The sequence below is a fragment of the Pantoea sp. Cr_R13 genome, assembly GCF_029222565.1.
Lineage (GTDB): Bacteria > Pseudomonadota > Gammaproteobacteria > Enterobacterales > Enterobacteriaceae > Pantoea > Pantoea eucalypti.
On the sequence record NZ_JARHXL010000019.1, the window covers coordinates 354,434 to 367,329 of the forward strand.

Genomic DNA, 12,896 nt, shown 5'->3' on the forward strand with positions numbered 1-12,896 from the left:
GATTAGCCTCTTTTTTTTGGGAGCCCGGAAATGACCAAACAGCCCGATGAGTGGCTCGACGATGTGCCAGATAATGACGAAGAAGAAGATGAAGAGATTATCTGGGTCAGTAAGAGTGAAATTAAACGCGATGCAGAAGAGTTAAAGCGCCTGGGTGCCGAACTGGTTGATCTGGGTAAAAACTCGCTGGATAAAATCCCGCTGGATGAGCGCCTGCGTAACGAAGTAGAACTGGCGCAGCGCATTAAGAAAGAAGGCCGCCGCCGTCAGCTGCAGCTGATCGGTAAACTGCTGCGCAGTATAGATGTGGAGCCGATTCGTGTTGCGCTGGACAAGCTCAATAATCGCCACAATCAGCAGGTTGCACTGTTCCATAAACTGGAAATGTTGCGCGATCGTCTGATTGAGCAGGGCGATGAGGCGATGGGCGACGTGATCGCGCTCTATCCCGAAGCCGATCGTCAGCAGTTACGCAGCATGATTCGTAACGCGCAGAAAGAGAAAGCGGGCAATAAGCCGCCGAAGTCTGCACGTCAGATTTTCCAGTATCTGCGCGAGCTGGCCGAAGCGAAGTAATGTCATGGCAGACGTGCTCAGACAGAGCACGGCCAGGGCAGGAAGTCTGAGCGGATTTGTAACGGCAAGAAATGAAAGGATTTACCAGGATTTTCCTGCAAAATAAGCGCCCTGCCGGGCGCCTGTCATATCAGGCCAGCCTGTCCAGCAGCTTCTGATGAATACCGCCGAACCCGCCGTTGCTCATGACCAGAATCGTGTCGCCTGGCTGAGCGGCTTTGACCACCATTTCGACCAGGGTATCGATATCCACACTCCAGTGCGCAGGCGGTATACACGCTTCTGCCACGTCTGAAACCTGCCACGGAATATGGTGTGGCTGGAACAGGAAGACCTCATCAGCCCGCGCCAGAGACGGGGCCAGATCGTTTTTGCTGACGCCCATCTTCATCGTGTTGGAGCGTGGCTCCAGTACCGCCAGGATACGTGCTCTGCCGCCCACTTTGCTGCGCAGCGCAGCCAGCGTTGCCAGAATCGCGGTCGGGTGATGCGCGAAGTCATCATAGACTTTGATGCTGTTCACTTCACCGCGCAGCTCCAGGCGGCGACGTGCATTGATAAAAGTGTTCAGTGCCTGGCCTGCATCTTCCGGCTTCACACCGACATGCCGCGCGGCCGTAATCGCCATCAGGCCATTGTGCATGTTGTGTTCGCCAACCAGGCCCCAGTTCACTTCCCCGACTTTTTCGCCGTCGAGCCAGATTTCCCAGTGAGAGGCATCGTTGGTCAGCTTCTTCGCCTGCCAGCGCCCATGCTCGCCGACGCTCTCCTGCTCACTCCAGCAGCCCATCGCCATTACCTGCTTAAGGTTAGGATCATGTTCCGGCAGCAGGATCTTGCCCTGACCCGGCACGATCCGCACCAGATGGTGGAACTGCTTCTGGATCGCCCGCAGATCATCAAAGATGTCGGCATGATCAAACTCAAGGTTGTTGAGGATCAGGGTACGCGGACAGTAATGGACGAACTTGGAACGCTTGTCGAAAAACGCGCAGTCATACTCATCCGCTTCTATGACGAAGAATGGACTTTTTCCTAATTTTGCTGAGACATCGAAGTTTCCAGGCACACCACCAATAATGAAGCCGGGTTCAAGGCCGCAGGCCTCGAGAATCCACGCTGCCATGCCTGCTGTGGTGGTTTTACCGTGGGTTCCGGCCACTGCCAGTACCCAGCGATCGCGCAGCACAAAATCGTGCAGCCACTGTGGGCCAGAGAGGTAGGGAATGTTGCGTTCCAGTACCGCTTCCACGCAAGGATTACCCCGCGTCATCGCATTGCCGATGATGACTAAGTCAGGCATCGGATCCAGCTGGCTGGCGTCATAACCTTCCGTTAATTCAATGCCTTGCTGTTCGAGCAGAGTACTCATTGGCGGATAAACGTTGGCGTCTGAACCGGTCACCTGATGACCAAGTGAACGTGCCAGCATCGCCAGACCGCCCATAAAAGTGCCACAAATCCCGAGGATGTGAATGCGCATAACATGATCCATTACTCAAAAGTTCGGCGCACAGTGTAACGCCGCTCGCAGACGGAAGAAACGGATTAGGACTATGGTTTTTGAAGTTCATTCGGCTAAACTGCGTACGCATCCGTTGGCAGACTGTTACGCGTGCTGCCACTCCATCGAAGATTCAGGGAATGTGTTATGAAAACGTTGGGCGAATTTATCGTCGAGAAGCAGCACGACTTTCCGCACGCCACAGGTGAACTGACGGCGCTGATTTCAGCTATCAAGCTGGGTGCCAAAATTATCCACCGCGACATCAACAAAGCCGGTTTAGTGGATATTCTCGGTGCCAGCGGCGTGGAGAATATTCAGGGTGAACAGCAGATGAAGCTTGATCTGTTTGCCAACGAAAAACTGAAGGCAGCACTGAAAGCACGTGGCATCGTCGCCGGTATCGCTTCTGAGGAAGAAGACGAGTTCGTTATCTTTGAAGGTGAGGAAAACGGTAAGTACGTGGTGTTAATGGATCCACTGGATGGTTCTTCTAACATCGACGTTAACGTTTCCGTCGGCACCATTTTCTCTATTTATCATCGCGTTAGCGAACCCGGCACGCCAGTGGTTGAAGCGGACTTCATGCAGCCAGGCAACAAGCAGGTTGCTGCCGGTTACGTGGTCTACGGCTCATCCACCATGATGGTTTATACCACCGGCGCAGGTGTGCATGCGTTTACTTATGATCCGTCACTGGGTGTATTCTGCCTCAGTCACGAACGTATGACCTATCCGCCAACCGGATACACCTATTCGATCAACGAAGGTAACTACATTCGTTTCCCGCAGGGTGTGAAAAAATATCTGAAGTTCTGTCAGGAAGAGGATCTGCCAACGCATCGTCCTTATACCTCACGTTACATCGGATCGCTGGTTGCGGATTTCCATCGTAATCTGCTGAAAGGCGGTATCTACCTCTATCCAAGCACCGCCAGCCATCCTCAGGGCAAGCTGCGTTTGCTGTATGAGTGCAACCCGATGGCGTTCCTGGCCGAGCAGGCGGGCGGTAAAGCGACCGACGGTCAGAGACGTATTCTGGATATTCCACCGGTCACGCTGCATCAGCGCTGCCCGTTCTACTGCGGTAATGAGGCGATGGTTAACGACGTTGAGCGTTTCCTGGCTGAGTTCCCGGATTGCCGTCAGGGTTAATCTGGAAGTAGTATAAAAAGTCATATAGAAAGGGCGCGATTTCGCGCCCTTTCTGTTTTTTACGCCGTCTGCAATCTGAACTGCGCCATGGTTGCCTGAAGCTGATCGGACTGCGCTTCCAGCGACTGGGTCGCAGCCGTTGCCTGCTCCACCAGCGCGGCGTTCTGCTGAGCCGCCGCATCCATCTGCGTGACGGCCAGATTTACCTGCTCAATGCCACGGCTCTGCTCGTCGGAGGCCATCGAGATCTCTTTCATCAGTGCCGTGACGCGCATCACTTCGCCAGAAATCTCATCCATGGTTTCCCCGGCGCGCGTCGCCATCTCACTGCCCTCTTTCACCCGAGACTGTGAGTCACTGATCAGCGTACGGATCTCTTTAGCCGCGTTTGCACTTCGCTGTGCCAGCGTGCGCACTTCATTTGCTACCACCGCAAAGCCACGGCCCTGCTCGCCTGCACGCGCCGCTTCCACGGCGGCATTGAGCGCCAGGATGTTAGTCTGGAAAGCGATTCCATCAATCACGCTGAGAATGTCGCCGATACGGTTGGCGCTTTCGGTGATCTCATTCATTTTTTCCATCACGTAGCTGACGACTTCAGCGCCGCGATCGGCAGTATCGGAGACCGCGCTTGCCAGCTGGTTCGCCTGCTGAGCATTTGTGGCGTTAAGTCGCACGGTGGCCGTAAGCTGCTCCATACTGGCCGCCGTCTGCTCCAGCGAGGCAGCGGACTCTTCGGTGCGCTGAGACAGATTGACGTTACCGGCCGCCAGTTCACGGCTGCCGATGTCGATCTGCATACTCGCTTCGCGCACCTGACTCACCGAGGTCCGCAACGACTGCTGCATCCCGCTCAGCGCATGGTTCAGCCGACCCAGCTCATTGTTGCTGGACGGTGGCAGCACCTGCGACAGATCGCCCGCCGCGATCTGCTCAAGATGGACAATCGCCAGGTTCAGCGGCTGCAGCAGCATCCGGCGCAGCAGTTGCCAGGCGAGCACCAGCAGCAACAGGGTTAAGACTCCCGCCACGGCGATCAGGATTTTCATTTTGGTTTCGTTGTGGGCCGCCTCTGCCAGCTGGGCCTGGGTGATCTGATCGGCCAGCTGACTGAAGTCATTGACCGCCTTATCGTAACTGGCCGCCAGCGTTGCCAGGTTGCCTTCCAGCAGCTGGTAATATTCGTCGGTATATTGCTTGTCCAGCGCGTCCATCATCGGTTTGATGCCCTGGTCGAGATAGGCTTTATAACTGGCTGAAACCGCATCCGCCAGCATCTTTCCGTGCGCCGTCACTGTTCCTGCGTCCACAAAGCGCTTCAGGTTTAGTTGTGATGAGACCACATCCGCCTGCGAGATTTTTGTGACTGCCGCGCCCTCTTCCAGCATACCAATTTCAATTTTACGCACTGCCAGCGCCGCGTTAGCGCGGGCACGCATCAGATCTGAATTGCTCTTATAAAGACTGTTCAGCTCGATCCCCTGAATGCGGTTGATCACATCCAGCGAGCGGTTTCCTTTGTTAATTGCCACGATACCCATAGAACTCACCGCCAACAGCAGCAGTGTCATAAATGCCAGCAAAGCCAGCAACCCCGTGCGAAGTGATAACTGTTTCATCCTGATAGTTTCCGTGTATGTGAAAAGGCGAATTTCAAGCGGCCTCAAAGCGGAGGGATTATCGGCAGTAACGGTCCGAAACTTTAACGCTAATTAGTGTTAACAACTTGATCATCACAGAAACATCCATCAAGCTGATTGCCGCCCATCCGTTATCCGGAGAAAAGAATGAAACCAGGTTTGTTTCTGATGCTGATTTGCCTCAGCACATCGGCGCTGGCAGAGGATATGCCGTCAGACGCTTCGCCTGATCGCTGCCTCAATAATGCCTCAACGACTCTTGCCCTGAATCAGTGCTACGCGGCAGCAAGCAAGGTCTGGGATCAGGCAATGAATAAGCAGTACAACAAGCTGATGAAAACGCTCTCCGGCGAACCAAAAAACAAACTGCGTGCCGCTCAGCGTGCCTGGCTGATCTACCGCGACAACTGGCTGGAGGCGAGTCGCAGTCAGCTCAGTTCTCAGGGAACACTAGGTAGCGTGACCCTGAGCGCGCAGAGTCTGAGTCTGGTACGTAATCAGGCGCTGATGCTGCAGTCACAGGCTTCAGGCAGTTGTGCGAATCCCGATGACTGCTGATCGATAACTGGCTTTTGCACTGGCGGAAGTCAGTGCATTCCATAACCTTCAGGGAGAAACCATGGCTGCTTACGCCTCGACCATCATTCTGATTTGCCTCGCCGTGCTGAGTTATTTCGTACACAACAATGCGGTCACGATTTCGATTCTGGTGCTGCTGGCGATTAAAATTACCCCGCTGGCGCAGTTCTTCCCCTACGTCGAAAAACAGGGCATTACCTTAGGCATCATTATTCTTACCGTGGCGGTAATGGCGCCGCTGGCCAGTGGCTCACTGCCCGCCTCCGCCCTGATCAAATCCTTTGCCAACTGGAAGTCGATTGTGGCGATTCTGGTCGGGATTTTTGTCGCCTGGCTGGGCGGTCGTGGCGTGAATTTTATGAGCGTGCAACCCTCTGTAATCGGAGGTCTGCTGATTGGTACGGTGATAGGCGTCGCGTTCTTTCGTGGCGTGCCGGTAGGGCCACTGATTGCCGCAGGCATTGTTTCGCTGCTTGTGGCAGCTAAGTAGCGTTTGGGCGCATTCCGAAACGCCAAAAAGGGGGCATACATTCAGAGTCAGTTGGCTATAATAGCCGACACTCAACATACGACTACTGAAGGAATACCAGATGAGTTTGAACCAGGTGCCAGCAGGTAAAGACCTGCCAGAAGATATCTACGTTGTCATTGAGATCCCAGCGAACGCTGATCCGATCAAATATGAAGTTGATAAAGAGTCTGGTGCCCTGTTTGTAGACCGTTTCATGTCTACCGCCATGTTCTATCCGTGCAACTACGGTTACATCAACCATACCCTTTCTCTGGATGGTGATCCGGTTGACGTACTGGTTCCGACCCCGTATCCACTGGTCCCAGGCTCCGTGATCCGCTGCCGTCCGGTTGGCGTGCTGAAAATGACCGACGAGTCTGGCGAAGATGCCAAACTGGTTGCCGTTCCGCACACCAAGCTTTCTAAAGAGTACGATCACATCAAAGATGTGAACGACCTGCCAGAACTGCTGCGTGCACAGATCACCCACTTCTTTGAACACTACAAAGATCTGGAAAAAGGCAAATGGGTGAAAGTGGATGGCTGGGATAATGCCGAAGCCGCTAAAGCTGAAATCATCTCCTCTTATGAGCGCGCACAGAAGAAGTAATTCTGCTGCCGGTTTGTAAGTCGAAAAAAAAAACACCGTCCAAATGGACGGTGTTTTTGTTCAGGCCTCTGACTCCTCATCACGCTTTAGCCAGTCACCACTCATAATGCGCTGGCGTCCTGCCACTGAGCGTTGATAGACATAAAGCCATGCACTGCCAAACGGCGTCTGAGTCAGAAATCGTTTGTACTCTCCCCCTTTGGTGCGAAGCGCATCCAGCTCCGCCAGGGTTGAGGCATCAATGCGGTACACCTCACAATGTACCGCTCCATTGCCCTCTATTACGCCGGGATAATGGCCCAGACTATACAGCTCAAAGCCTTCAATCTGGTGATCACCCAGCCACTGCGCATTAGTCATCCAGTGACTGTTTCCCTGTTTGCGCCGTAAACTGCCATAGACAATTATTCGCATTGCTAAAACTCAAACTGATAGAGCAAATCGAGAGCCTGATCCACACCGGACACGGCTTCCAGATAGAGCTTAGGCATCAGGCGGTAACGCAAGGTTAACGTCGCCAGTGAATCAAATATGCCAACACCGTATTTTACCTGCAGACCCGGTAGCACGTAGCCGCTGACCTGCACCTGCTGGCTATCGCCAACACCGGCAGTATCAACGGCGAGATTGCTCACACCGAAGGTCTCTCCGATTTTACCCACAACCTGACCACTTTGTGCAACCCCTAAGCCAACAAGTGCCGACGTAAGAGCGTTACTGTCGCCGTCGCTGCCTAATCCCTGACCACGCAGCAGGTAGGAAAGCGCTTCCTGTTGCGACATCGCCGGATCGGAGAAGACTTCCGCTTTAGGTTCATCGGCAAGGCCGGTCACGCGCAGACCGGCAGTGACGCCATCTTCAGTCGCATCCGGGTTACGAATAGCTTCCAGGTTAACGTAAGGCTGATCAGGCGGCCCGGCAAATTGCAGCTCACCTTTACGCACAATCAGATCCTGACCATAGGCGTGGAAGCGACCGGACGGAATGTTGATTTGGCCGTTTAAGCCCAGTCCTGACTTATCCTGCACCATTTTCAGATCGCCATTCAGCTTCGCTTTCAGACCAAATGCAGACAGGCGCACATCGTTGCCGACGTGGATCACCAGGTTACTGTTAATCGGAATCGCAGCAGTTTGCGGTGCAATCGGCTTCAGCTGTTTATCCAGCATCACCTCATCTGACGAGACGCCCGTCGCGCTTTCCGGCACTTCCTGCACCGTGATGCGCGCCCACGGAATATCGACGCTGCCATCAAGGTTAAAGGCGGCTGGCGTCGCTTCAAACACCAGATCCGGCGAGACATCCATACGCACCATCGGCGGCACGGTGACGCGAACCCGACTGCCCTGCGCCGCAATGCGCGCACGCCAGTTATCGAGCTGGCTCCAGTCGGCGTTACCGCTAAGATTGATGTTGCCCTGTGCAGTCTGGACCAGTCCGTTCAGGGTCGAGCTCATACCGTTGAACACCAGATTCAGGTTGGCGGCGGTCAGATCGACCGGCATAAAGTTGCCATCCACATCCACACCCGTCAGACCCAGCTGCCCAAACACCTGCGGCTGCTGCACACTTCCCCCCAGGCGAAGGCTGCTGTTCAGGCTGCCTTTGATCTTCTCGCCCTGCATCAGCGCAGGATTGATCATCGCCAGCGAGATATTGCGGATGTTCACGTTACCGCCCAGCGTGCGGCGATTTTGCGGATCGTCGATCTGCACGTTGCCATCCAGCTGCCCGTTTTTGGCAATGCGGATCAGCCAGTCGAGCTGCGCGCGACCGTTTCGCAGTGCGGCATTGAGGTTCAGCGTGTCAAAGGCGATCGGCAGGCTGTTACCCTGAACATCCTGCACCACTTTTACGCCGTTACCCTTCAGCGCCACAGTACCGGTTGGCAGGCTGCCATCCGCCGTCCAGTTAACGCGTACATCGCCACTGAACAGGCCGCTGAGCTGGGTCGCCTCCGGCATAAATGGCTTGACCATCGCCAGGTCAAAGCGGTTCAGCACCACATGCGCCTTACCTGCCGGGCCCGCTTCAATCGGCTCCGGTACACAAATTTGTGCATTCGGGTTCTGCCAGCAATGCGGCCCGATGGTCGCCGTCTGACGGCTGTTCAGATAGTCGATGGCCATCGCGCGGGTCAGATGCCATTCACCCACGGGCGTGTCAAAGCGGGTATCGTTTAGCGAGCCTTTCCAGCGCTCGGTCTGGCGATCAAAGCTGCCGTTGAGCGCCAACTGACCCGAGACCGGTTTGCCCTGCACAGTCAGCTTCAGCTGATGCTGGCGCTCATTCCCCTCTGCATTCAGCGTCAGCAGGCCGATGTTCAGCGCATCCTGCTTCAGTTGCTCAACGCGAAGTTGCAGTTTACCGGCCACCTGTTCGCCGGAGCGGACATCGCCATTCAGGGTGACGCGATTAATCTGCATCTGCTGCCAGCGCAGACCACGGGCATTGAGATCGGCCAGCAGCTGCGGTGCCTTCAGAGTGCCACGCGCTTTAATCGTGCCGTTGACCACGCCGCCCAAACCCGGTAGCGCATTGTCGAGCTGTGGCGCATCAATACTGGCATCAAGATCCAGACTGTCGCCCAGCGCGCCTTTGACATCCAGATGGTTGCGTCCCAGCGCCAGCTTAATACCCGGCACCGTCCACTGGTTGTAGCTGTTACCGGTCAGTGAGCCGTCAGCGGTTACGGCGTTCTTTTTCACGTTGCCTTTTAGCTGAAGCTGCGGCACGGTCAGCTGCCAGGTGCCGCCATACAGACTGCCGCGCGTGGTAATTTTGCCATCCAGCCGCGCGGGCCAGTCGGGATACTGTTTCGCAGTATTGATCCCTGCCAGCGTCAGCTCACTGCGCCAGCTGATTGCCTTACTCCAGTCCACCAGCGCGGTGAGGTCGATATTACCCTGTAGCGCGGCGACGCGCAGGCGATCGAGGCTGAACTGCTCAACGTTACCTTTACCCGTCAGCGAGACAGTGGCCGGTGGCACAGATTCGCCCTTCACGGCTGTCTGCAGTGACATCACATAGTCGGTGGCTTTGCCTTTGAACTGATAGTCCAGGTTATCGGCCTGATACTGTATCGGTCCGGTCAGCGGCCAGCGCAGTTGCGGACTGGTCAGCTGCAGTGACAGCGGCAGTCCCGCGACAGCCAGTTGGGTCGTCGCATCCAGCTGCGCATTGACCGGACCTGAGAGATTCAGGCCCAGCTTCAGCGCGTCGCGCATCGCACCGTTAAGCTTCAGCGCCAGCTTTTCGCCTTTAATCGGATCGGTATTGACCGTGCCATTCAGGGAGAAATCGACCGGCCAGTTATCCGCCAGCGTCGCCTGCCCACTCCCCTTCAGATTGCCCAGATTCGAGTCCACTTCCAGCGTCGTTAACTGCATCTGCCGATCGGCGGTTTTGGCTTTTAGCAACAACCGGCTGACAGCGATATCGGTGTCGCCGGTAACGCGCAGCTGCTCGCCCAGAATCTGCTGTACGTCAATATCCAGCGGCAGACGGAAATCAGGCAATGCCGGTAGCAGCGGTTGCGCAAACATCGCCTGCAGCGTTTCGCCCAGCGGTTTCTCAGCGGGGTGCGGCTGCTGAACTTTCGGATCGACCACCTCTTCCTTCACCACTTTTGCCGCTTTTGGCAGCGCAATCAGCAGGCTTTGGATATGGGTCGGATTCAGCGTCAGCGCACGATCCTGCCACTGCAGGCCCGTGGTGAAATCAAGCAGCGAGATCGCGGTGTCATCAACCTTCACATTGATGTTGTGCATGCCAAGATGACGCAGCGTGATGGGGTATGGTGTACTGAGGTTAGTGTTGCTACTCTCCTCTTCCGGTGCGGCGGCGGCTGGTGTCATTTTCTTGCTGTCGACGACCACGCTGATATCGCGCAGGGAGACATCGTTGACGCACACGGAGGAGTGCAGCAAACAGTTGAGATCCACCGCCAGGTGAATCTGCCCGGCATCAACACTGACGCCGGGCATCTCAAAGCGCAGACCGTTAAGGGTCAGGTTACGCCAGCCACCATCGACCTGTTTGATCGACAGGCCAGGCACCCAGCGCGATGCGCCCTTGAGCACTAAATGCAGTCCCGGCGTGGTCCCGATTAAAAATGCCACGCCACCCAACAGCACCACCAGAAAGATCAGAATACCGATCAGGACCTTTTTCCACAGCTTCATAGTTCAGGCCCCAGTCCTACGTAAAATTGCAATCCATGCTCCTCGTCATCCCCGATAGGTCTGGCGATATCAAATTTGATGGGGCCAACCGGTGAAGACCAGCGCACACCGACACCCGCACCGGTTTTGATATTGCTCTGTTTAATGTCGTTAACCGCTTCGCCTGAGTCGACAAACACCGCGCCCCACCATTTACCGGTGACGTTGTACTGATATTCCAGCGATCCGGTGGCGAGTTTTGATGCCCCGGTGAGTTTGCCGTCGTCGTCACGCGGTGAAATATTTTTGTATTTGTAACCGCGAATACTGCGGTCACCACCCGCGAAGAAGCGCAGATCCGGTGGCACCTTGTCGAAGTCGTTGGTTTCAATCCAGCCAAGATTGCCGCGCGCCACAAAGCGATGACTGTCACCGAGAGTGCGAATCCAGACGTTTTGCGCCTGCAGAATCAGGAAGTCGACGTCGGAGCCCCATGTCGTATCGGAAACGTCGACGGAGTAGCGCTGTGAGTCGCCCCAGGTCGGCATCAGACCGCCGCGCGAGCGGGTGCGGTTTACGCTGACGCCGGGATAGAGCAGCATGGTGGTATTGGTCACACTGCCCTGCGTAAAGTGATCCAGGCTCCAGCGCAGGTTGACTGCCTTCTGCCAGCCGCTGCTGCTGTCCCAGTTGCGCGACATCGCAAGCGTGGTGGTGTCGGCTTTGGTGTCGTTAAGGTCGGTACGCTTGAGGCCTCCGGAGAAGGTGTAGTACTGCTCCAGTGGGCTCTTCAGTAACGGGACTTTATAGCTGAGGTCGACCTGCTGTTCTGGCGCAGACACATAGGCGCTGGCTGTCAGGCTGTGGCCGCTGTCGTTGATCCACGGTTTTTTCCACGTTCCTTTCAGCCGGGGACCGACGTCAGTTGAGTAGCCGACGCCGGTTTCAATGGTGTTTTCGGTGCGGGGTGACATCACGGCACTCAGCGGCAGCACTTTAGTCTGTCGTCCCTTGCTGAATTCCGGCGCGACCACCACCGAATTAAACCAGCCGGTGGCAGAGAGGCGGCGATTCAGTTCGGCCAGATCGCGTGAGCTGTAGTAATCCCCTTCTTTAAAGGGCACCAGATTTTGCAGGTACTCTTCACGAATCTGCGATCCCTGAAAAGTGACGTCACCAAAGCGATAGCGCTCGCCGCTGTCGTAGTCGATATCCCAGAACGCTTCATGGCGCTCAACCGAGACGCCGAGCTGGCTTTTTTTAAAGGTGCCGTCGAAGTAGCCGTTACGCAGCGCAAGATTAGAGAAGCCGCTTTTAAATTTGTCATACTGCCCGTGATTAAGCTGCGTGCCCACTTTGGGCCGTCCCTGCTTTACCCAGGCTTTGTAATCAGGATCATTGCGCGCATCACCTTCCACCACAATGGTGCTGCCGCCAATTTTGACAGCCTCGCCCGGCGTCACATGTGCGATTAATACCGGCCGTCCTCCCTTCGCAGGCGCGGGGCGGGATTCGAAGTCGATGGTCGGCTCGTAATAACCAAGGGCGCGCAGCCCCTCTTTTATTGCAACAGAGACACGTGCACGAAAACGGCCATCATTCGAGACCTCGTCGCTGCCGATGGTGGAAAGGCGCGCTCTGACATTCTTTTGCAGATCCCCGGTTAAGCCATCTACCTGTAATCGCACGGTCGCCGCCTCAAGGGCGGGCGCGGCAAGCAGCAGGCCAGCTATGCAATAAACATAAAATCGTGGCACCTGTACTCCTGTTAATCATGCCGGCCCCTTTTCCGCGGGGCACTTATTAATCATCTTTGCCCGCACTACCGCAACGGCAACATCCTCATCATAGCCGCACTTTATGGCAAACGGCGGCGCAAAATCGACTTCTAACTCAAATAACGCGGCTATTGTCGGTAAATGGGGGGATTGATACAACTCCTGCAGGCGGGAATGATCGTTCCGGAATGATTCACTCAGATAAATCTGAGTCGATAACGTACCGTTCTGCCTGCTAATCCTGAGGGAAGCGGCAGATTGCCCTCTGGCGGCCCGATGAGCGCTCCTGCTATAATCTGCCACCACAGGCATTCCGCCTGTTTTCATTTCTGCCCCGACATGTACGTTGTCGAACTGGCGCAGACATTTTTGGCACGGAT

General features: G+C 55.5%; 10 protein-coding genes. 5 read left to right on the forward strand and 5 right to left on the reverse strand.

Annotated features, from left to right (window positions below):
• Positions 1 to 30 precede the first annotated feature (30 nt).
• Entirely contained in the window at positions 31 to 576 is a 546-nt protein-coding gene (gene yjgA / locus P2R09_RS21165) for a ribosome biogenesis factor YjgA (RefSeq protein ID WP_003855525.1), read from the forward strand.
• A gap of 130 nt (positions 577 to 706) precedes the next feature.
• On the opposite strand, the gene mpl is transcribed toward yjgA, so the two are convergent.
• Positions 707 to 2,059, reverse strand: a complete 1,353-nt coding sequence (mpl, locus tag P2R09_RS21170) for a UDP-N-acetylmuramate:L-alanyl-gamma-D-glutamyl-meso-diaminopimelate ligase (protein WP_275772593.1) — start codon at positions 2,057 to 2,059, stop codon at positions 707 to 709.
• 168 nt (positions 2,060 to 2,227) lie between these two features.
• Between mpl and fbp the strand changes: the two genes are divergently transcribed.
• Positions 2,228 to 3,235 carry a class 1 fructose-bisphosphatase gene (gene fbp / locus P2R09_RS21175; protein ID WP_003855523.1) on the forward strand — a complete coding sequence of 336 codons (1,008 nt, stop codon included), beginning with the start codon at positions 2,228 to 2,230 and terminating at the stop codon, positions 3,233 to 3,235.
• Positions 3,236 to 3,294: 59 nt separating this feature from the next.
• Here the strand turns inward: fbp and P2R09_RS21180 are convergent, their stop codons facing one another.
• Positions 3,295 to 4,854 carry a methyl-accepting chemotaxis protein gene (locus P2R09_RS21180; protein ID WP_275772595.1) on the reverse strand — a complete coding sequence of 520 codons (1,560 nt, stop codon included), beginning with the start codon at positions 4,852 to 4,854 and terminating at the stop codon, positions 3,295 to 3,297.
• A gap of 168 nt (positions 4,855 to 5,022) precedes the next feature.
• Between P2R09_RS21180 and P2R09_RS21185 the strand changes: the two genes are divergently transcribed.
• The 3 genes from P2R09_RS21185 to ppa all read left to right on the forward strand — a co-directional run bounded on the left by P2R09_RS21185 (position 5,023) and on the right by ppa (position 6,575).
• Positions 5,023 to 5,433, forward strand: a complete 411-nt coding sequence (locus P2R09_RS21185; RefSeq protein ID WP_275772597.1) for a lysozyme inhibitor LprI family protein — start codon at positions 5,023 to 5,025, stop codon at positions 5,431 to 5,433.
• A 61-nt stretch (positions 5,434 to 5,494) separates the two neighbouring features.
• Positions 5,495 to 5,944: a DUF441 domain-containing protein gene (locus P2R09_RS21190; protein WP_275772599.1), complete on the forward strand. Its 450-nt coding sequence runs from the start codon at positions 5,495 to 5,497 to the stop codon at positions 5,942 to 5,944.
• Positions 5,945 to 6,044: 100 nt separating this feature from the next.
• Positions 6,045 to 6,575, forward strand: a complete 531-nt coding sequence (gene ppa / locus P2R09_RS21195; RefSeq protein ID WP_003855519.1) for an inorganic diphosphatase — start codon at positions 6,045 to 6,047, stop codon at positions 6,573 to 6,575.
• Positions 6,576 to 6,635: 60 nt separating this feature from the next.
• Here ppa and P2R09_RS21200 read toward each other — a convergent pair whose 3' ends face one another.
• The 3 genes from P2R09_RS21200 to P2R09_RS21210 are packed head-to-tail and all read right to left on the reverse strand — an operon-like array spanning position 6,636 to position 12,495.
• Positions 6,636 to 6,989 (reverse strand): gamma-glutamylcyclotransferase, encoded by a 354-nt coding sequence (locus P2R09_RS21200; RefSeq protein WP_275772601.1) that lies wholly within the window; start codon positions 6,987 to 6,989, stop codon positions 6,636 to 6,638.
• A 2-nt stretch (positions 6,990 to 6,991) separates the two neighbouring features.
• Positions 6,992 to 10,759 carry a translocation/assembly module TamB domain-containing protein gene (locus tag P2R09_RS21205; protein WP_275772603.1) on the reverse strand — a complete coding sequence of 1,256 codons (3,768 nt, stop codon included), beginning with the start codon at positions 10,757 to 10,759 and terminating at the stop codon, positions 6,992 to 6,994.
• A complete protein-coding gene (locus P2R09_RS21210) occupies positions 10,756 to 12,495 on the reverse strand; it encodes an autotransporter assembly complex family protein (RefSeq protein ID WP_140916440.1) in 1,740 nt (579 codons plus the stop codon). Before P2R09_RS21210 ends, P2R09_RS21205 begins: the two co-directional genes overlap by 4 nt.
• Positions 12,496 to 12,896: the final 401 nt, after the last annotated feature.

Bases quoted from the DNA above. Each gene is read 5' to 3' on its own strand.
- fbp (WP_003855523.1), top strand. From the start codon at position 2,228: ATGAAAACGTTGGGCGAATTTATCGTCGAGAAGCAGCACGACTTTCCG.
- P2R09_RS21180 (WP_275772595.1), bottom strand. From the start codon at position 4,854: ATGAAACAGTTATCACTTCGCACGGGGTTGCTGGCTTTGCTGGCATTT.
- P2R09_RS21200 (WP_275772601.1), bottom strand. From the start codon at position 6,989: ATGCGAATAATTGTCTATGGCAGTTTACGGCGCAAACAGGGAAACAGT.
- P2R09_RS21205 (WP_275772603.1), bottom strand. From the start codon at position 10,759: ATGAAGCTGTGGAAAAAGGTCCTGATCGGTATTCTGATCTTTCTGGTG.
- P2R09_RS21185 (WP_275772597.1), top strand. From the start codon at position 5,023: ATGAAACCAGGTTTGTTTCTGATGCTGATTTGCCTCAGCACATCGGCG.
- yjgA (WP_003855525.1), top strand. From the start codon at position 31: ATGACCAAACAGCCCGATGAGTGGCTCGACGATGTGCCAGATAATGAC.
- P2R09_RS21190 (WP_275772599.1), top strand. From the start codon at position 5,495: ATGGCTGCTTACGCCTCGACCATCATTCTGATTTGCCTCGCCGTGCTG.
- mpl (WP_275772593.1), bottom strand. From the start codon at position 2,059: ATGCGCATTCACATCCTCGGGATTTGTGGCACTTTTATGGGCGGTCTG.
- ppa (WP_003855519.1), top strand. From the start codon at position 6,045: ATGAGTTTGAACCAGGTGCCAGCAGGTAAAGACCTGCCAGAAGATATC.